This is a genomic window from Pseudomonas ekonensis (assembly GCF_019145435.1).
GTDB lineage: Bacteria > Pseudomonadota > Gammaproteobacteria > Pseudomonadales > Pseudomonadaceae > Aquipseudomonas > Aquipseudomonas ekonensis.
The window spans coordinates 245,812-264,744 of the sequence record NZ_JAHSTS010000002.1 but is presented as its reverse complement, the minus strand read 5'-3'; the positions used below and the strand labels follow the sequence as shown (position 1 = coordinate 264,744).

The following is an 18,933-nucleotide window of genomic DNA, read 5'->3' as shown; positions in this document are numbered from 1 at the left end:
CTCGCCACAATGCGGTATTCATGTAGGCAACGCTTCTTTGATCCGCAGGAGGCCTCGGTCAAGCCCGCGCCGCCGCCGTCACCACCGGCCGGCCCGGCTTGCGCAGGGGCTCCAGCCGTGAGCCTTGGTAGCGGGTCTCGCGGAACAGGCGCCAGCGGCCGAACAGGCCGTAGACGTGGGTCACGCGGCCCTGTTCGTGGTAGCCCATGCGGATGTGCAGCTTGAGCGCCGGGATGTTGTGGGTCTCGCAGACGTCCACCACCTTGTCGCAGCCCTGGGCGGCCATGGCTTCCCAGAGTGCGACCTGGACATCCACCGACAGGCTGCTGCCGAAGTACGCCCGGGTCATTTCGCCGCCGAACTCGAAGAACTCGCCGGGTTTGACCGGAAATTCGCAGCCGTAGTAGTGGCGGTCATGGTAGTCGCGCACGCTGCCCCAGATGAACGCCACCGCGTGGCCGTCGGCATCGAGGTACATGTGCCCGGTGTGGCCCTCGGCGGCCAGTTCGGCCATGGTCTGCACGCGGTCGCCGAAATGCTTGGCGAACGCCGTGGCGTTCTCTGGCGTGATGTCCGCCCGGCGCAGTCCTTCGTAGGGGCGCAGCGTGTGCGGCGGCACCGGGCTGACCAGGTCGCGCTCCATCCACAGCAGTTCCCAGTGGAAGAACACGTAGCGCTTCCACAGGGTGGCGAAGGTGCGGCCCAGGCCTTTTTGCTTGATGCGCTCGCGCAGCTTTTCGATGACGCTCATGTTGCCCTCCGTGGCCTGGGCCCGGTGCGGTGGATGACGCTTTTTGTGGGTATAGATCACGCTTGCAAGGTCATTGCGAAGTGCCATCTTCGAATGTATTGCAAGGTATGTAAGTCATTCGGGCACAGCGGTGCCGCGCAGCAGTTCCTTGTTCAGGTCGGCGTAGGAGATCCGTGCGACCCCCGTCAGCCGGCGCTCTAGCACGCGGCTCAGGGACTCGCCCGGTTGCAGGTAGGCATCGCCGAAATCACCGGTCAGTTGCGTCGGGTGGGCGACGATCTCCAGCACACCGTCGGTCGGCGCGGGCGCCTCGCGCAGGTCCACCGGGGTGCAGACGTAATCCGCTGTGGCGCCGGCCAGGTTTTGCAGACGGCGGTTGAGCAGGCCCTTGAACAGGCGCTTGGGCAGGTTGAGGTTCTGCCCCAGGTTGCGCGCCAGGCGCACCGGCACGCCTTGGCGGGCGGCGAAGCGGGCGACGATCTCGCCGATCGGCCAGATGTTGTGCACGTGCTGGTGGGAATCCAGATGGCTGGGGCGCAGGCCGTGATCGACGCAGCGCTGCCATTGCGCCTGCAATTCCTGCTGCACCGCTTCGCGGTCCTCACGGCCGAGCCACAGGCTGTGGCGCGGCAGGTTGAGGTCGAACACGCCGTGGCTGTCGCAGAAGGTGCGGCGGGCCAGGATCGCCTGGCTCAGGGGCCGTCCGTAGGTCAGGTTGAAGTGCAGGCCGACCCGTCCTTCGAGCAACGGATGCCGGGCCAGGGCACAGGCCGCTTCGAAGGCCGGCATGTTGGCCATGGCGGTGGCGGAGCTGATGACCCCGGCCTTGAAGGCGCCGAAGATCACCGTGTTTTCGTTCGGGCTGAGGCCGAAATCGTCAGCGTTGACTATGACTTGGCGTGGCATGTTCGCCCTCCGTGGTCGTTGGGGTGGTGTGGGGCGCTGGCTTGGCGTCAGGCGTCGCCCGCTGCGCCCGCCATCGCTGCAGCGCCGGCTTGAGCCGCTGCCAGAGCCGCAGCGCCAGGCCCAGCAGCAGGCCGCTGGGGCGCCAGGAGTAGAAGCTCCAGCGCCAGTGCTCCAGTTGCCCGGTCATGCGTTCGTGCAGTTGGTGGCTGGAGTTCTCCAGGCTCACCCGTGAAGCGTCGATCCAGTGCCAATGCTCGTCCAGCCCCCAGCGGATCCACTCCTCCAGCAGCACCCGGCCGCTGCCCAGGTCCGCATGCTGCGGCAGGAACGCGAGGTTGTAGTCGTAGAGCCGGCCCTGTTCGAGCAGGCCCAGGCGGTAGCTGAGGCAGCGCCCGTCCAGCTCCAGCGTCACCACCCGCACCCGGCCCTGGGCGGCGAGGGCGGTGAAGGCGTTGTGCATCCAGCGGCGGCTGCGCTCGGTGGCGAAGATGCCGACGCCTTCGTCGCCTTTCCAGCTCACCGCTTCGACTTCGCCGATGGCTTGCAGCAGCGGGCCCATGCTGTCGGCGTCCGGCACGATGCGCCGCACCACCGCGCCGCAGGCGGCGATCCGTTTGCGCGCCCGGCGCAGCTTGTAGCGCGGATCGCCGGAGACCTCCTGGCGGTCGGCGTCGCTGATCAGGTGCACCGGCACCCGGCAGCTCAGCCGCCGTTCGCCCGTGGAGCTGACGACCATCCAGTGGGTGAGGGCGCTCGGTTCGCCCACCGGCTCCGTGAGTTCGTTGAGTTGCAGCAGCGCGTGGGGCATCCGCCGGCGGATCAGCGCCAGCGCCCGGCGCATGCCGGCGCCGTCCAGTTGCGTAAGCAGCGCGAGGCGGTCGGCCAGCGGATGGCCCAGGTGATGCACGACCCGAAAGGGCCAGCCGCCGAAGCGTTCGCGCCCGGCCACCAGGGGCAGGCACAGGCGCAACTCGTCCGCTTCCCAGCCCAGCAGAATGTGCAGGCATTCGTCCTCGCCCAGCGCCTGTTCGGCCGCGCACAGCCAAGCCAGGCTGTTGAACGGCGTGTGGTCCGTCACCCGCAGGCGCAGCGCTTCGTATTGCGCGGCCGGGAAGTCGGGTGCGCACAGCGAGGTGCGCCATTCGAATTGCGCCATAGGGTCAGGTCGCCGGTGCGGTGACAGGTGGACGGGAAGGCTTGCGCAGCGCATCCAGGCGCGAGCCGCTGTAGCGGGTTTCGCGGTAGAAGCGCCAGCGGCCGAACAGGCCGTAGACGTTCATGATCCGGCCCTGCTCGGTGTAGCCCATGCGCAGGTGCAGCTTGAGCGCCGGGATGTTGTGGAACTCGCAGACGTCCACCACCTTGTCGCAGCCCTGGGCGGCCATGGCTTTCCACAGCTCCAGCTGCAGGTCCACCGACAGCTCGGTGCCCCAGTAGGCGCGGGTCAGTTCGCCGCCGAACTCGAAGAACTCGCCGGGTTTGACCGGGAATTCGCAGCCGTAGTAATGCCGGTCGTAGTAGTTGTGCGCGCAGCCCCAGATGAACGCCACGGCATCGCCCTGGTCGTCCAGGTGCATGTGCCCGGTGTGGCCCTCGGCGGCCAGTTCCGCCATGGTGCCGACACGGTCGCCGAAGTAGCGGGCGAAGGCGCCGGTGTTGGTCGGGGTGATCTTCACCACCCGCAGCGCCGGGTAGGGCTTGAGGCTGTGGGGCGGCACCGGGCTGACCAGGTCGCGCTCCATCCACAGCAGTTCCCAGTGGAAGAACACGTAGCGTTTCCACAGGGTCTTGAAGGTGGCCTTGAGGCCTTTCTGGTGGATCCGCTCGCTGAGTTTTTTCAGGGCATTCATGGTGTTCACTCCTGATGACGGTGCAGGGCGCGGCCGAAGGCCTGCGCGGCAGAACATCACAAGGGCGGTCATGAAGCGCTCCAGCGCAGGGCGAACAGGGTCTGTCCCGGCAGGTCGAAGCGCACGCGGCCGTCCTGGCAGCGAAAGGGTGCGTCGCGGCTGCGGTTGTCGGCGCCGAAGTAGCGCAGGGCACCGTTGTTCAGCGGGCACTTGGCGCCGCTCAGGTCCACCCGTTGCAGGCGTGTGCCTTTGTTCACGCCCAGCAGCGAGCGTTGGTCGTCGCCGGCCATCGCCAGCGCATCGACCTCGAAGGCGTCGTTGTCCAGCCACAGCACCTGGTGCAGCCAGTGCTGGCGGATGAACTGCTGAGCCAGGCCCACCGGCTTGAGTTCGAAGCGGTCGTCGCCCGGCACCCGGATCATGCCTTTGGGGTACTGCGGCTCATCGGCGGCCTGAAACCAGTTGAGCATCGTCAGCAGGCCGTCCTGGGAGGCGTTGATCACCACCGACGCCCACCACAGCGAAGCGTAGTGGGTGTCCTGATCGTAGGGGCTCAGGCTGGAGCCGCTGGACAGGTTGGTCTGGTCCAGCAGCAGCGCCTTGCGCGGCGCGCCGTGGGCATCCAGCCCGACCAGTTGCGCGGCGCGCTGCACGCTGTCGCGGTAGGTGCGGGTGGCGAGCAGGTCGCGGATCATCCATTCGTGCCAGGCCAGGGCATCGACCTGGGCGGCGGATTCGTCCAGCAGCCGGCGCGCCCAGTCGAGGCCGCGCTTGTCCGCCGCGTGGTCGGCGAACGGTCCGTTGACCAGCCGTGAGCTGGCCGGCATCGCGATGCGCACGCCGGCTGCGGCGTTGGCCGGATCGCTGCGCACCTGGCGGGCCATGCTGGCGAAGATCGCCCGGTACTGCTCGTAGCTGGCGTAGTTGAGGTTCGGTTCGTCGGCGAAGCCGATGTAGTGGGTGCCCTTGCCGCCCAGCGCACGGGTGCCGGCGAGCCAGGCGTCGAGGCCGCCGTTGCTTTGCGTGTCGGCGCGCAGGTCGGCCTGGCGCTGGCTGCCGGCGAGCAGGGTGATGTCCTGGCGGATGCCGAAGCGTTCCTGATAGGCCTGGCGGAAGACGTCTTCGAAATGCGGGTTCTTCGCCGTCACGTCGACGAAGCTGTAGTAACTGGCCGCCGCCGGCTTCAGCGCATCGAGCACGGCATGGCTGGCGGGCGGCGGCAGCACGTAGGGCAGGGCGACGCCCAGGTCCGGCGTGCGGCCCAGGACTTTGTCGTGCAGGGTGAGGCGGGTCTGGCCGTCGTCTTCGCGCAGCGGTTTGAGCTGCCCGGGAGCCTGCGCGAACAGGTTGGCCGTGCCGTCGAGCCAGAACGCCGCCTTGCCGCTGCCTTGCAGGCGCAGGCGCCAGAGCTGTTCGCGGTCGCTGACCGGCAAGCTCACCTGATCGAACTGCCAATAGGCCGGGTACGGCAACAGTTTCAGCGTCAGGACCTGCCCGTCGCCGACCCGCTGCGCTTGCAGGGCGTCGACGCCGCCGTGGAACTTGCCCGCGAGGATCGCACGTTCCCCCGGCGCGACTTTGAAGTAAAGGGTGTCGCCGTCCCGGGTCTCGGCGCAGAAATGCACCTTGGCCGGGGCGAACAGGGCGACGGTGCGTTCGTCGTGCTCGACCCGGTAATTGCGGAAACTGTAGCCGGGGATCTCCAGCCGGTAACTGGCCGCGCCCGGCGCCAGGGGCCAGCTCTGGCTGCCGCGGGTCTCGCTGGCGGCGATCAGCCGCTCGCCTTGCAGCTTGCCCTGGCCGTCGAGCAGGTACAGGTGCTCTTCGTTGGCGTCGGCCTGCCAGGCCGGCGCCCAGCGCACGGTCAGCGTGTCCGGGCGGTCCGCCTGCAGGTACAGGCTGCCGTCGCGGATGTCGCCCCAGCGCATCGCTGCCGCGAAGGCGTCCAGCGACAGGCCGAGGCCGAGCAGCAGGGCCAGGCTTCTCATGCGGTTTTCCTGTGCAGCATCAGCCACATCGGCGCGACGTCGCCGGGCAGGATGATCAGGGTCTTCCAGAACGGCACGCCGCTCAGCCGGCAATACAGCACCAGCATCGCCACCGTCACCGCCAGGTAGGCGATGGACGAGGCCGCCGCCGCGCCGACGATGCCGTAGGCGGGGATCAGCAGCAGGTTCAGCGCCAGGTTGAGCAGCGCGCCCAGGCCCATCAGCAGCGACACCGTGCCGGGGCGGTTCTTGCCCAGCAGGTCCAGGCGCAGGATGCTCGCGTAGCACAGCCCCAGCAGGCCCGGCAGCAACGCCAGGAGGGCCGGGTAGGCCGGCTGGTAGGCGGCGCCGAACAAGGTGACGATCAGCCATTGGCCGATCAGCGCCATCGTCAGGCAAGCGCCGAGCATCACCGTGGCGGTCAGGCGCAGGGCCAGCGGGGTGAGCCGGTCCATGCCTTCGTCCTGCTGTAGCAGGCGTTTCATCAGCGGCGTGGTCACCGCTTCCGGGACGATCAGCAACAGTTCGGCGGCGGCGCTGGCCATGGCGTAATGGCCCAGCGCGGCGCTGCCGAGCAGGGCGCCGATGAACAGGTAATCCGAGCGCAGGATCACCTGCTGGAACAACAGGTCCGGATGGCTGCGGGCGCTGTAGCGCAGCAGTTCGTTCTGGCTGGCGCGGTCCCATTGCAGGCGCACGGGCTGCGCGCGCCGCAGCCACACCCAGCCGGCCAGCACCACCAGGCTTATGCCGGTCAGCCAACTGATCAGCGCCGCCTCCAGCGCCGACTCCTTCCACATCCAGAACAGCGCCAGGAACAGCAGCAGCGGCGCCAAAGACTCCACCAGCCGCAAGGCGTTGAACGCCACCACGCCGCCGGAGGCGTTGTGCAGGGTCAGCAGGCCGCTCTTGAGCACCGTCAGCGGCACCGCCAGCAGCAACAGCCAGGCCAGCAGGCCCAGTTGCACCGTCACATCCAGCTCAGCGCCGAATTCACGCACCAGCGCCACCACCAGCAAGGTCATCAGCCCCGCCAGCAGACAGCCGAACACCAGCACCTGGCTGAGCAAAAGGCCCATCGGCCGCTGTTTGGCCGCCTGATAGCCCACCGCCGAATTGAGCCCGCCGCTGGTGGCCGCGCTGATCAGGTCCGGCAGGGTGCTGAGCAGGGCGAACAGCCCGCGCTCGCTGGGGCCCAGGATCCGCGCCAGCAGCACGTTGCGCAAAAGGCGCAGGCCGATCATCGCCAGTTTGGTGCCCATGCTCAGGGCCAGGTGGCGCAGGTAGTTGCCTCGGCTCATGGCCGCGCCCCGCGGAAGATCCGCCACGACAGCAGCTCCGGGTTGCGCGCGGTGCGCTGGCTGACGCCCAAGCGCGGCAGGTTCAGCGGATCGCCCGCGCCGCGGTAGATGCCGGTGCCGGTGCCCAGGGCGAACGGGAAGTCATGGTTGGCGACGTGTTCGCGCACTCGCGCATCGTTGTCGCCGTTGGGGTAGCAGTACACCGGCAGCGGCCGGTTGCAGCCGTTGTGCAGGGCGGTGCGGCTGCGGCTGATCTCTTCGTTCAGGCGCACGTCGTCCAGGCCGGTGAGGATCGCGTGGCTGGCGCCGTGGGGGCCGAAGCGCACCAGCCCGGACGCCTCCATCGCGCGCACCTGGTGCCAGTCCAGCGCCTGGGGCAGCGCCTCTTGCGGGCACTCGTCGGTCAGGCGTTCGAGCATGGCCGGGTCGAGGGTCTTGAGGCCTTGCAGGTAATGCAGCAACGACAGGCTGCGCCGGTTGACGTCGATGTCGTCCACCAGCACCGGCAGCGGATGGCCGATGGCATGCAGGCATTCGATCAGGTGCTGGCGCGGCTTCTCGCCGTGACTGCCCCACAGGGTCTCGCCGACGCTTTCCCACCAGAAGCGCTGGCGGCTGCCGATGAAGTCGGTGGACAGGAACACGCTTGCCGGCACCTGATGCTTTTGCAGCAGCGCGAAGGCGTTGACCGCGTTGTCGCGCCAGCCGTCGTCGAAGGTCAGCGCCACCTGCGGGCGCTCGGTGCGCAGCGCGTTGGGCTGCAGGATCTCCATCAGCGGCACGCAATCGAAATGGCGCCGAAGCCACACCAGCAGGTGCTCGAACGCCTTGGATCCCACGCACAGTTCGTTGCGGTGCGGCAGGTCGGCGGCGCGGTCGTTGGCCAGCACCCGGTGGAGCATCAGGATCACCCCGGCGCCGTGCAGTTGGTTTCGCCCCACGGACGAATTGAGGTACAGCCAGCCACTGGTGCGTTTTATCAGTTGTTTGATCGCCATGGCTGTGCCCTCTCTCTTATCGGTTTTGTTCAGGGTTCCACTGGGCGTAGCGTTGGCCGCGCAAGAACTGCCACAGGCCGATGCTCATGCCTGCCAGGGTCACCAGCAGGAACGCCGCGAGGCGGAACGGTTTGGGGAGGCGGTGTTGCGAATCCAGCAGGCCGGCGACGGCGGCGGCATAGCCGAGCAGCTGCGCCAGCAGGCTCAGGCGATAGAAACCGTGGTCGTCCCACAGCCAGAAGTTGCTCAGCAGCAACGGCAGCAGCAGGACCGGCGCCAGGCGGCGGATCAGCTTGTGGCTGATCAGGGCCAGGGCGTACAGGCCGTGCTTGAGCGGGTTGAGCAGCTCACGGCGCTGGGCCAGGCTTTGCAGGCCGCCGACGGTGACGCGCTGGCGGCGGCGGAACTGTTTGTCCGCATCGTCCACGCCGTGGTCGATCACCTGGGCTTCGGGCACGTAGACGATGCGCTTGAACTTCGCCGGTGCGCAGGTGCTGAGGAAGAAGTCGTCGTTGACTTCCGCCGGCACGTTCTCAAACAGTTCGCGGCGCAGGGCCAGCAGCGCGCCGTCGGCCGAGACCATGCAGCCGGTGCGGTTCTCGACCCGGCGCAGCCAGCCTTCGTAATGCCGGTAGAGGCTGTCGCCGACGCTCAGGCCGCCGCCGGTGACCGGGATCACCATGTGCCCTGCGCAGGCGCCGACCTGCGGATCGTTCAGGGGGGCCAGCAGGTGGCCGAGGGTGTCGAGCGACCATTGGTTGTCGGCGTCGGTGAACACCAGGATGTCGCCGCTGCTCTGCGCCACGCCGGCGTTGAGGGTGGCGGCCTTGCCCTGGCGCGGCAGGTCGAGCACGGTGATGCGCGGGTCGTCGACCGTGCGGGCGCGGGCCACGGTGTCGTCGGTGGAGCCGTCGCTGGCCAGGATGATCTGCAGCGTGGCCGGCCGGTAGTCCTGGGCCAGCAGGGTGCGCAGCTTGTGCTCGATGTGCCGCGCCTCGTTGTGGGCGGCGATCACCACGCTGACGTTCAGCGGCGGCGCCGGGGTGTGGCGCCAGGCCGGGAACAGCGGCGCGAGCAGGGTCAGCAGCAGCGGATAGCCGACATAGGCGTACACCGGCAGCAGCAGGCACATCCAGAAAATGAATTCAGCCACGGGCAGGCCTCCTGGCGGTCCAATGACACAGACTGAGAATGAACGCGGCCCCGGCCAGGTGCAGGCGCACCCAGTGCAGCCCCCACAGTTGCAGGGTCAGGCCGAGGTGGCGGTGGCGGCTGCTCTGGCGCACGCTGAGCGCCAGCGCCGGCAGGGTGGTCAGCAGCACCATGATCGCCGCGTGATGGGGAAAGCCATTGAGCAGGGCCGACACCGCCAACAGGTCCAGCAGCCACGCGGCCAGCGACAGCAACGGGAAGCGCAGCAGGCGCAGGCTCACGCCGTGGGTGCGCAGCAACTGCAGGTGGCTGCCCTGGCGCCACATTTCCTTGCCCATCCATTCGCGCCAGTTCATTTCGTAGCCCCAGTGCAGGGCCACGCTTTCGTTGACCGACAGCAGCCGCGCACCCTGTTCGTGCAGGCGCAGGGTGAACTCCTTGTCTTCGCCGGTGCGCAGGTTTTCGTCGAACCCGCCGACCTGGTCGAACCAGCGCCGGCGCATCAGCAGGTTGGCGCTGGGCAGCCAGTCCACCGCGTGGGCGACGTGGGTCTGCGGACGCAGGGTGCGGCGCTGCCAGGCCACGGCGTACCACGGGGCGGCGGCGGGGGTGTGCAGGTCCAGCCCGAACACGTCGGCGGTGCCCACGGCTTCGGTGGCGAACAGCGGGCCGAGCCAGTCTTCGGGCATCTCGATGTCGGCGTCGATGAACGCCAGCCATTCGCCGGTGGCGCGGGCGGTGCCGCGGTTGCGCAGGGCGCCGATCATCAGCCCCGGCAGCACCAGCAGCTGGGCGCCGAACCGGCGGGCGATCTGCGGGCCGTCGTCGGTGGAGCCGTTGTCGACCACGATCAGCTCGCACTCGACGCCGGCCGCCAGTGCGGCCTTCTGTGCCGCGAGCAGGGTGCGGCCGATGTGCCGCGCCTCGTTGAACATCGGGATGACGATACTGATCCGGGTCATGGGCGGGCCTCCCTTGGCGGCGCCTGTTCGGCCTTCAGGCGAAGGACGCTGGCGAGCGCCAGCATGATCCACACGTACTTCTGGTTCGGCGCGCTGAGAAACATGAGGAACAGGGTCAGCGACAGGAAACTCACCCCCAGGTGGGTCATCAGGTCGGCCTGCTCCCAGTCGCGCCGCTGCATCCACGCCCGCCGCGCGCGGACCAGGTTGTACAGGCCCTGGGCGAGCATGCCGACGAACAGCAGGCCCGCCGGGATCCCCAGCTCGCTGAATATCTCAAGGTAGGTGTTGTGCGCGCGGCGGTAGAGGTCGCCGATCTTGCGGTTGGCGGAAAACGCCTTGGCGTAGCCGGTGGTGGCGTAGTGCAGCGGGAAGGTGCCGGGGCCGGAGCCGAGCAAGGGGTTCTCGCGGATCATCTGGCCGCCGACCACGATGTACGAGGCGCGCCGGCCCAGGGATTCGTCATCGTGGCCGCGGGCCCCGGCGCTGAGCACGCTCAGGGACTGGATGCGCGCCAGGTAGCCGGCGGGCATCGCGTAGATCGCCAGCGGAATCACGATGGCTGCGCCGAGCATGGCGAAGCCCAGGTGACGCGGCCGGATGCGCGACAGCTGCGCACGGTAGTGCCAGCAGCCGATCACCAGGCTCAGGGCCAGCACCACCAGCCCGGAACGGGATTCGGTCTTGGTCATGCCGCCCAGCAACAGCAGGCAGCAACCGCCCCAGAACAGCCGGTGCAACAGGTTCGGGCTGCGGATCACCAGCAGCAGGCCCAGGGGCACGGCGAACGCGATCAGCAGGGCGAAGGCGTTGGGGTCTTCGAGCAGGCCGGCGGCGCGGCCCTGATCCTGGAACTTCGCGGAGAACATGGCCAGGGCGCAGGTCGCGCTGACGCTCAGGGTGACCAGCCGGGCGAACAGGTCCAGGTTCAGCTCACGGCCGATCAGCAGGGTGATGACGAACAGGATCAGGCCGACGCTCAACTCGCGCAGGTGCCCCAGGGACATGCCCATGTCGTCGGTGTCGAGCAGGCTCAGCAGGTACAGGGCCATGAAACCGATCAGGAACCGCCAGACATTGCTGCGCAGGCGCTCGGACGGCAGCTGGTGCAGCGCCAGTTGCAGCATCAGGATCAAGGCCAGGGACGCGCCGAGCAGCTTGCTGCCCGACAGCGAACTGTCCTTGAAGAAGCCCTCGAACGGCACCAGCGCGGCGATGCCGAGCAGGCCCCAGGCCGGCTTGCGGTACAGCACCGCCACCCCCACCAGGCCGAGCACCGCCCCCGGCGCCAGGTACGGATAAGGGCTGGCCAGCAGGGCGATGCAGACCAGGCCGAGCAGGCTGACGATCGAGAGCGGGACAATCATGCGCGTGCCTCCCGTGCCGTGCGGATGTACAGCTGCGACCAGCGTTCGGCCAGGGCCTTGAGGTCGTAGCGGTCCTGTTGCGTGCGCCGTGCGTTGTCGCGCAGGTGCCGGGCCAGCACCGGGTCGGTCAGCAGGCTGTCGAGCTGGCGGGCGAGGGCGGCGGTGTCGGTGGGGGCCGCCATCAGGCCGTTGTGCCGGTGCTCCAGCACATCGGGGATCCCGCCGACGCCGAACGCCACCACTGGCACGCCGGTCTGCATCGCCTCCAGCAGGATCATCGGCGTGCCTTCGGTGCGCGAGCTGATCACCAGCGCGTCGAGCAGCCGCCACCAGCGGCGCATGTCGGTCTGATAGCCCGGCAGGCGGATGCGCTGGTGCAGGCCGGCGGCGTCGATCCGCGCTTGCAGGGACTCACGTTCCGGGCCTTCGCCGAGCATCACCGCGTCGAGCTGCGGGTGGTGCAGGCACAACGGGATCAGCGCGTCGAGAAACAGGTCCGGGCCTTTCTCGCTGCTCAGCCGCCCGACGTAGCCGGCGAGCTGGCGCTGACGGCCGGCCCGCGCCTTGCGGGCAGCCTCCGCCGCCGGCAGGCCGTTGGGGATCACCTGCAGCTTTTCGGCGCGCACGCTGGCCTGGCGGTGCAGGGCGGCGATGCTTTCGGCCACGCACACCACCCGGTTCACCGACGCGGTGCGGCACAGCTGCAGGCTCAGCCAGGTGTAGAACTTCTGTTTGCGGCTGCGCGGGGTGAAGCCGTGCTGGGTGATCACCAGCGGCAGGCGCAGCAGGGTCGCGGCGAGCCAGCCGAACAGCAGCCCCTTGAAGTTGTGGGTGTTGATCAGCGGGTGTTCGCCGCGCCGCTGGCGCAGGTGCCGCAGCAGGGCGGTGAAGCCCGTGCAGCCCTGGGCGTCGACCCCGGCCTGGCGAAAGCGCATGATCAGCTCCGGCGGCGCGTCGAGGAACATCACCTGATGCCGGCCCGGCGTGGCCACGCAGTGGTCGAGCAGCATCCGTTCGGCGCCGTAGAAGCCGCCGCTGCTGAGCAAATGAATGATCGGCAGGGCGGTGTTGGCTGAAGACGGCCCGTTCAATTGCGCACCCAATGCAGGAAGCTCGGCACGGTCCAGTTCTTGTGCGGGTTGCCCGGCAGCGCGTTCTGGTCGTTGATCACCAGCAGCACCGGCACGCCCAGTTCGTGGCTGATCTGCGCAGGGTGCTTGAAGCGGTGGTCGAAGAACTCACGCACATAGACCAGGGCGATCGCCAGCAGCAGCCCGGTGAACAGGCCGAACGGAATGATCAGCAGCGGTTTGGGGAACGCCGGCTCGGTCGGTTCGAACGGCGGGCTGAGCACCCGGGCGTTGGACAGGTCGTCGTTGAGCGAGCGGGTGGTGCTGCTTTCGGCGAAGCGCTGGGCGTAGGTCGAGAACGCGGCGTGCAGGGCGTCGATCTCGGTGTCCATCTGGCGCAGCTTGCTCTGGGTTTGCTGCAACTGGCGGATGCGTTCCTTGAACTGGGCGATGCGCTCGGTCTTCTGATTGATCACCTGAGTGACCACCGCCAGGTCGTTGGTGCGCTCCTGGATGCGGTTGCTGACGATCTTGAGGAACTGCGCGCGGGTGCGGGCGATCTGCTCGCGGGTCAGCAGCATCGGTTCGCTGCCGGGGCGGAACACCGCCAGGTCGTTCATGTAGCGGCTGACCTGGGTGGTCAGTTGCTCGCCCAGCTGTTTGATCTCGCGGTCTTCGAACGCCACGTTGTCCACGGTGGTGGTGAAGGTGTAGGGGAACGAGTAGTCATCCAGCTTGTTGCTGCTGGCGGCGGCCAGGGCGGTCTTGAGGTACTCGAGCCAGCGCTGGCTTTGCAGCAGGCGGTCCTGGTACAGGTTCAGCGCTTGCTCTTCGGTGTTGATCGCGTTGAGGCGGAAGGTGATCTCCTCCTTCGGATCCGACGAGCCGACGCTTTCCAGCAACGCCTGGCGGGTGCCTTCGAGGCCGTCCAGGCGCACCTGGTACAGGTGCTTCTTGGACTCGTAGAACGATTGCGGCAGGTCGATCGACTGCAAGGCCTGACGACTGACCAGATAGTTCTGCAGCAGGGCGGCGACGAAGGTCGTGCCTTGGTGCGGATCCGGGAAGCTGTAGATGACCGAGATCACGTTGGAGCCGGGCAGGGTCTCGATCTTCAGGCTGTCGATGGCTTGTTGGGTGAGCGCGTCGAGCGCGGTGTCGCGCACCGGATCGGTCTCAAGCCCGAGCAGGCCGCGCAGCGGGTTGATCACATGTTCGCGCAGCGGCGAGCTGACGTAGCGCTTGAACGGCTCGCTCACCAGGCGGTTGAACATCCCCGGCGACGGGGTGTACTCGCCCTTGTCCCGCAGTTCGCCGATGGTCTGACGGATCAGCGCCGGCGAGCGCAGGATGTTGCTTTCGGTCTCCATGTCCGCCAGCGACGGCGGGATGAACGTGGCGTTGTCCACGGTCAGCGACGTGGAGGCATCGCCCTGGGAGAGTTTCTTGGACTGCACGATCACCTGGGCCGTGATGTCGAAGCTCTGTTTGAGCACCAGGGGCAGCGCCAGGGCGATCACCGCGAAAATCAGGAAGACACGCTTCACCAGCCGCTTGTTGGCGAAGAAGATCCTGAAGAACTCATGCAGGTAGTTTTCCTTTGGATTCATGGCCGGTCACCCGAGGTTCAGTTGTTGCTGTTTTTGTTGTCGACGCGGTAGCCGAAGCTGAACCCCACGCCCTGGAACAGCACCACGTCGGCCAGTTGCCGGGCGAGTTCGCCGGCGCTGGCCAGTTTGGTCTTCGGCACGTAGAGCATGTCGTCCGGCTGCAGGTAGGCGATCTGCGACGCGTCGCCGGCCAGCGCCTTCTCGACGTCGTAGCGCACCGCCTGCACCTGGTTGCCGTTGCGGCGCATGATCATCACCGAGTCCAGGCGCGCCTTGACGTTGGTGCCGCGGGCCAGGGTCAGGGCCTCAAGCACCGAGACCGGCCGGCGGATCGGGTAGGAACCCGGCTGGCCGACTTCGCCCAGCACGTAGATCTCGTTGCCGGCGGTGGACTTGAGCAGCACGTCCACGGTCATCCGGCCCGGCAGTTGCGCGTACTTCTGGTTGAGGAAGGTTTCCAGCTGGTTGACGGTCATGCCTTGCAGCGGCACGGCGCCGATTTCCGGGAAGCTGGCGTAACCGTCGGTGCCCACGGTGATCTCGCGGCTCATGCCGGTGGCCGGATGGTTAAGGGCGCTCTTGAGGTTCTGCTCGTTGGTCAGCGGGCTGATGACCTGCACCGTCAACTGGTTGCGGTTGGGCTGGAACAGCGCCTTGCGGTTGTAGGCGCGCTGGATTTCCTGGCGGGCCTCGTCGCTGGTCAGCCCGGCGATTTTCACCTGAGTGTTGGCGCCGGGCAGTTCGATGGTGCCGTCGGGCAGCACCAGTTGGTTGCCGTTGAGCTGGCTGGCGGCGGTGAAGTTCAGGCCGATCTGGTCGCCGGACTGGATGCGGTAGGCGTCCGAGCCGCTGGTGCTGATGTGGAAGATCACGTCCAGCACATCTTGCGGTCGCAGGGTCTGCTCGACCTTGGGCATGTCGGTGGCCTGGGCGTTGGCCGGCGGCGCGGTGAGAATGTTCACCGGCATGGTCAGGGTGTCGGAGGTGCTGGAGCAGCCGGCGAGCGGGAGCAACAGCAGCACAAGCATTTTCGCGTTCATGGCGTCATCCCTCGCGGTGGCTCACAGGTTTTTGTACAGCCATTTGGGCATGTAGTACTTGCGGCGGTTGAACACGCTGCCGACCACTTTCGCCCCGGCCTGGGTCAGCCGCTGCACGGCGGCCTGGGCCACTTCCCAGCGGGTGTCTTCGGCCCGCACCACAAACACCACGCCGTCGGCCTGGGTGCCGAGCACCAGGGTGTCGGCGGCCGAGTACACCGCGTCGCCGTCGATCACCACGAAGCGGTACTGGCTGCCCAACTGATCGAGCAGCGGGCCGAGGCGCTCTGGGGTCAGGCGCTCCATGGTGCGGATCGGCCGGCCGTTGGGCAGCACGTGAAACGGAAGGCTCGACACCTGCACCACGCAGTCCTGCAGCAGCGGCGGGTTCTCTTCGTTGAACAGCAGTTCGCGCAGGCCGCGCTCCTTGCCCAGGTTCAGTTGCTGGGTGAGGTTGGTCGCCGACTGGCTGGCGTCCACCAGCAGCACCAGGCCGCTGCTCATCTGCGCCAGTTGGCTGGCCAGCGCCAGGGCGCTGGTGGTGGTGCCCGCACCGGGGTTGGCGGCGGTCAGGAACAGGATCCGCAGATCCAGGTCCAGCACGGTCGAGGTCAGGTTCGACTCGCTGGGGCTGGCAATGCTCAGGCTTTTGTTGGTTGAACCGTCCATTAGCTTGCTCCGTGGCCGCTGAATACTTTGAAGGGGGTTTTCACCAGGATCTTCAGGTCAAGCAAAAGGCTCTGCTCGGCGATGTAGCTCAGATCCATCTCCACCCGTTGGTCGAAGTCGACGTCGCTGCGCCCGGAGATCTGCCACAGGCCGGTCATGCCGGGGTAGATGCTCAGGCGCGCCAGGTGGCTGTCCTTGTAGCGGTAGGCGTTGAAGGAGGTCGGGCGGGGGCCGACCAGGCGCATGTCGCCGGTCACCACGTTGAACAGGTTGGGCAGCTCGTCGAGGCTGCTGCGGCGCAGGAAGCCGCCGATGCCGGTGATGCGCGGATCCTTGTCGATCTTGAAGTCGATGGCGTCGGCGCCGTGCTTGTTCAGGTGGCGCAGCGACTCCTTGAGTTCTTCGGCGTTGGCCACCATGGTGCGGAACTTGTACATGCCGAACTTGCGGCCGCGGTAGCCGGTGCGCTTTTGCACGAACATCACAGGCCCCGGGCTGGTGAGCTTGATGGTCAGGGCCAGGCCCAGCAGCAGCGGGGAAATCAGCAGCAGGATGACCAGGGCGCCGAGGCAGGCGACCACCCGGTTGGTGCGCGACAGCGTCCAGGGCCGTCCGCCCTCGCGGCCGGTGACCCAGCCGCGCCCCTGGCGGTGGATCGCGCTGTCCAGGCGCATTCGCTGTTCCGGATCCATGCGTTTGTCGCGGTAGAGCTGTTGGATCGGTACACCTTTCTCATGTCCAGTCATGGATTCCTCCGCGGATGATCAGCCGCGCGCGGCGCGTGGGCGATAGGCTGTGGGGTAGTACTCGCGGAACCAGGCGATGAAGCGCCCCAGTCCCTCATCCAGCTCTATCCGGGGCTGGAACCCGGTGGCCCGGGCCAGGTCGCTGGCCTCGGCGCAGGTGTTGAGCACGTCGCCCGGTTGCAGGGGCAACAGCTCGACCACGGCCTTTTGGCCGAGGTGTTTTTCCAGCAGCGCCAGGTAGGTCTTGAGTTCCACCGGGTGCTGGCCGCCGATGTTGAACAGGCGCCAGGGCGCCATGCTGCTGGCGGGGTCGGGCCGGTCGCGGTCCCAGGCGCCGTTGGCGTGGGGCGCGCGGTCGATCAGGCGTGCGATGCTCTCGACGATGTCGTCGATGTAGGTGAAGTCGCGCTGGTGCCGGCCGTAGTTGAACAGCTTCAGCGGCAGGCCTTCGCTGATCGCCCGGGCGAACTGGATCGGCGACATGTCCGGCCGGCCCCAAGGCCCGTAGACGGTGAAAAAGCGCAGGCCGGTGCAGGCGATGCCGAACAGGTGGCTGTAGCTGTGGGCCATCAGTTCGTTGGCCTTCTTGGTGGCGGCGTACAGCGAAAGCGGGTGGTTGACCCCGTCCTGCACCGAGTAAGGCGTGTGCTGGTTGGCGCCGTACACCGAGCTGGACGAGGCGTAGATCAGATGCTCGACCGGGTGGCGCCGGCAACTTTCCAGAATGTTCAGGAAGCCTTCCAGGTTGCTGTCCAGATACGCCCGCGGGTTCTCCAGCGAGTAGCGCACTCCGGCCTGCGCGGCAAGGTGCACCACCACCTGCGGCCGTTCGCGGGCGAACAGCGCCTCGATGGCCGGGGCGTCGGCAAGATCAGTCGTCACCAGCGGAAAGTCCCCGGCCTCGTGACTCACCCAGCGCACGCGGTCGTGCTTGAGCTGCGGGTCGTAGTAGCCGTTGAAGTTGTCCAGGCCGAGCACGTCGTGCCCGTCGCGGATCAGCCGCAGCACGCAGTGGGCCCCGATGAAACCGGCCGCGCCGGTGACCAGGACCTTCATGGCTGCAGCCCTTCGGGGGCGATGTGGCGCAGGCCGATGCCGCTGTAGTGCAGGCCGGCCGCCGCCACGTGTTCGGGGTTGTAGAGGTTGCGACCGTCGATGATGACTTTCGCCCGCAGCTTCTCGGCCAGCAGGTCGAAGTCCACCACGCGGAAGTTTTTCCACTCGGTGCAGATCACCAAGGCATCGGCGTCCTCCAGGGTGTCGTCGCGGGTGGCGCACAGGTGCAGGTCGTCGCGGAAACCGTAGAGGCGCCGGCACTCGGCCATGGCTTCCGGGTCGTAGGCTTGCACGCTGGCGCCTTCGGCCCACAGCGCTTCCATCAGGTAGCGGCTGGGCGCTTCGCGCATGTCGTCGGTGTTGGGCTTGAACGCCAGGCCCCAGACGGCGATGGACTTGCCGGCCAGGCCTTCGGGGAACTGCGCCTTGAGCTTGCTGAACAGGATGTGCCGCTGGCGGTCGTTGACGTCGGTGACGCTGCGCAGCAGTTTGAGCGGCATGCCGTTGTGTTCGGCGGTGTGCAGCAGGGCGCGCAGGTCCTTGGGAAAGCACGAGCCGCCGAAGCCGCAGCCGGGGTAGATGAAGTGGTAGCCGATGCGCGGGTCGGAGCCGATGCCCTTGCGCACCGCTTCGATGTCGGCGCCCAACCGTTCGGTGAGGTTGGCCAGCTCGTTCATGAAGCTGATGCGGGTGGCGAGCATCGCGTTGGCCGCGTACTTGGTCAGCTCGGCGCTGCGGTTGTCCATGAACATCAGCTTTTCGTGGTTGCGGCAGAACGGTGCGTACAGTTCGCTCATCTGCTCGCGGGCCTGGGCGTCGCGGGTGCCGATGATGATCCGGTCCGGGCGCATGCAGTCGGCCAGGGCGCTGCCTTCCTTGAGGAACTCGGGGTTGGACACCATCCGCACCTTGAGGCTGCCCTTGCCGCGCCGCTGCAGCTCTTCGGCGGCGGTGGCGGCCACTTGGTCCGCCGTGCCGACCGGCACCGTGGACTTGATGATCAGCGTGCGGTCGGCCTCCATCACGCCGGCGATCTGCCGCGCCACATTGAGCACATGGCTGAGGTCGGCGGAGCCGTCTTCGTCGGCCGGGGTGCCCACGGCGATGAAGATCAGTTCGGCATGTTCCACCGCATCGCTGGCCTGGGTGCTGAACAGCAGGCGACCGCCCTTGATGTTTTCTTCAAGGGTCGCCGACAGGCCGGGCTCGCTAATGGGCGGTACAGCCTGTTGAAGTTGTTTAATCTTGTTCGGGTCAATATCGATGCACAGGACACGATGTCCGACATCGGCCAATGCCGCGGCTTGAATCAGGCCGACATAACCCGTACCGAATACGCTCACGTCCATATTGGCGTGCCTCGCAAGACGCTGGGGGGAAGATCGAATTGGAACTGTCAAAAGGGGTATAGCGCAGCGTTGGAAAAGCATGTCAGCAAAATGACATGTTGCACGTGTATAACACCCC

Annotated in this window: 17 protein-coding genes; all 17 read right to left on the bottom strand. The window is 67.4% G+C overall.

Annotated features, from left to right (window positions below; all coding sequences use genetic code 11):
• Nucleotides 1-58 precede the first annotated feature (58 nt).
• Nucleotides 59-751: a GNAT family N-acetyltransferase gene (locus tag KVG96_RS14140; protein ID WP_217892703.1), complete on the bottom strand. Its 693-nt coding sequence runs from the start codon at nucleotides 749-751 to the stop codon at nucleotides 59-61.
• A 114-nt stretch (nucleotides 752-865) separates the two neighbouring features.
• Nucleotides 866-1,657, bottom strand: a complete 792-nt coding sequence (locus KVG96_RS14135) for a ChbG/HpnK family deacetylase (protein WP_217892702.1) — start codon at nucleotides 1,655-1,657, stop codon at nucleotides 866-868.
• Complete coding sequence (locus tag KVG96_RS14130; protein ID WP_217892701.1) at nucleotides 1,629-2,813, bottom strand: GNAT family N-acetyltransferase; 1,185 nt, start codon at nucleotides 2,811-2,813, stop codon at nucleotides 1,629-1,631. Before KVG96_RS14130 ends, KVG96_RS14135 begins: the two co-directional genes overlap by 29 nt.
• Before the next feature lie 4 nt (nucleotides 2,814-2,817).
• The gene (locus tag KVG96_RS14125; protein ID WP_085586739.1) at nucleotides 2,818-3,507 is read right to left on the bottom strand and encodes a GNAT family N-acetyltransferase; all 690 of its coding nucleotides are present in this window, start codon (nucleotides 3,505-3,507) and stop codon (nucleotides 2,818-2,820) included.
• Between the two features lie 68 nt (nucleotides 3,508-3,575).
• On the bottom strand, nucleotides 3,576-5,495 hold the full coding sequence (locus KVG96_RS14120; RefSeq protein ID WP_217892700.1) for a hypothetical protein: 1,920 nt from the start codon (nucleotides 5,493-5,495) through the stop codon (nucleotides 3,576-3,578).
• Nucleotides 5,492-6,796 (bottom strand): lipopolysaccharide biosynthesis protein, encoded by a 1,305-nt coding sequence (locus KVG96_RS14115; protein WP_217892699.1) that lies wholly within the window; start codon nucleotides 6,794-6,796, stop codon nucleotides 5,492-5,494. Before KVG96_RS14115 ends, KVG96_RS14120 begins: the two co-directional genes overlap by 4 nt.
• Nucleotides 6,793-7,794: a polysaccharide deacetylase family protein gene (locus KVG96_RS14110; RefSeq protein WP_217892698.1), complete on the bottom strand. Its 1,002-nt coding sequence runs from the start codon at nucleotides 7,792-7,794 to the stop codon at nucleotides 6,793-6,795. The genes KVG96_RS14115 and KVG96_RS14110 overlap by 4 nt, the downstream gene beginning before the upstream one ends.
• Before the next feature lie 16 nt (nucleotides 7,795-7,810).
• Nucleotides 7,811-8,947 carry a glycosyltransferase gene (locus KVG96_RS14105; protein WP_217892697.1) on the bottom strand — a complete coding sequence of 379 codons (1,137 nt, stop codon included), beginning with the start codon at nucleotides 8,945-8,947 and terminating at the stop codon, nucleotides 7,811-7,813.
• The gene (locus KVG96_RS14100) at nucleotides 8,940-9,908 is read right to left on the bottom strand and encodes a glycosyltransferase (protein WP_217892696.1); all 969 of its coding nucleotides are present in this window, start codon (nucleotides 9,906-9,908) and stop codon (nucleotides 8,940-8,942) included. Before KVG96_RS14100 ends, KVG96_RS14105 begins: the two co-directional genes overlap by 8 nt.
• Entirely contained in the window at nucleotides 9,905-11,275 is a 1,371-nt protein-coding gene (locus tag KVG96_RS14095) for an O-antigen ligase family protein (RefSeq protein WP_217892695.1), read from the bottom strand. The genes KVG96_RS14100 and KVG96_RS14095 overlap by 4 nt, the downstream gene beginning before the upstream one ends.
• Nucleotides 11,272-12,366 carry a glycosyltransferase family 4 protein gene (locus tag KVG96_RS14090; protein WP_217892694.1) on the bottom strand — a complete coding sequence of 365 codons (1,095 nt, stop codon included), beginning with the start codon at nucleotides 12,364-12,366 and terminating at the stop codon, nucleotides 11,272-11,274. The genes KVG96_RS14095 and KVG96_RS14090 overlap by 4 nt, the downstream gene beginning before the upstream one ends.
• Nucleotides 12,363-13,955, bottom strand: a complete 1,593-nt coding sequence (locus tag KVG96_RS14085) for a GumC family protein (protein WP_085586746.1) — start codon at nucleotides 13,953-13,955, stop codon at nucleotides 12,363-12,365. The genes KVG96_RS14090 and KVG96_RS14085 overlap by 4 nt, the downstream gene beginning before the upstream one ends.
• A gap of 17 nt (nucleotides 13,956-13,972) precedes the next feature.
• Entirely contained in the window at nucleotides 13,973-14,995 is a 1,023-nt protein-coding gene (locus tag KVG96_RS14080) for a polysaccharide biosynthesis/export family protein (RefSeq protein ID WP_085586747.1), read from the bottom strand.
• A 21-nt stretch (nucleotides 14,996-15,016) separates the two neighbouring features.
• A complete protein-coding gene (locus KVG96_RS14075) occupies nucleotides 15,017-15,664 on the bottom strand; it encodes a CpsD/CapB family tyrosine-protein kinase (RefSeq protein WP_085586748.1) in 648 nt (215 codons plus the stop codon).
• Entirely contained in the window at nucleotides 15,664-16,410 is a 747-nt protein-coding gene (locus KVG96_RS14070; RefSeq protein WP_085586749.1) for a sugar transferase, read from the bottom strand. The genes KVG96_RS14075 and KVG96_RS14070 overlap by 1 nt, the downstream gene beginning before the upstream one ends.
• 18 nt (nucleotides 16,411-16,428) lie before the next feature.
• Entirely contained in the window at nucleotides 16,429-17,466 is a 1,038-nt protein-coding gene (locus KVG96_RS14065; RefSeq protein ID WP_217892693.1) for an NAD-dependent epimerase, read from the bottom strand.
• Nucleotides 17,463-18,815 carry a UDP-glucose dehydrogenase family protein gene (locus tag KVG96_RS14060; RefSeq protein ID WP_217892692.1) on the bottom strand — a complete coding sequence of 451 codons (1,353 nt, stop codon included), beginning with the start codon at nucleotides 18,813-18,815 and terminating at the stop codon, nucleotides 17,463-17,465. The genes KVG96_RS14065 and KVG96_RS14060 overlap by 4 nt, the downstream gene beginning before the upstream one ends.
• Nucleotides 18,816-18,933 lie beyond the last annotated feature (118 nt).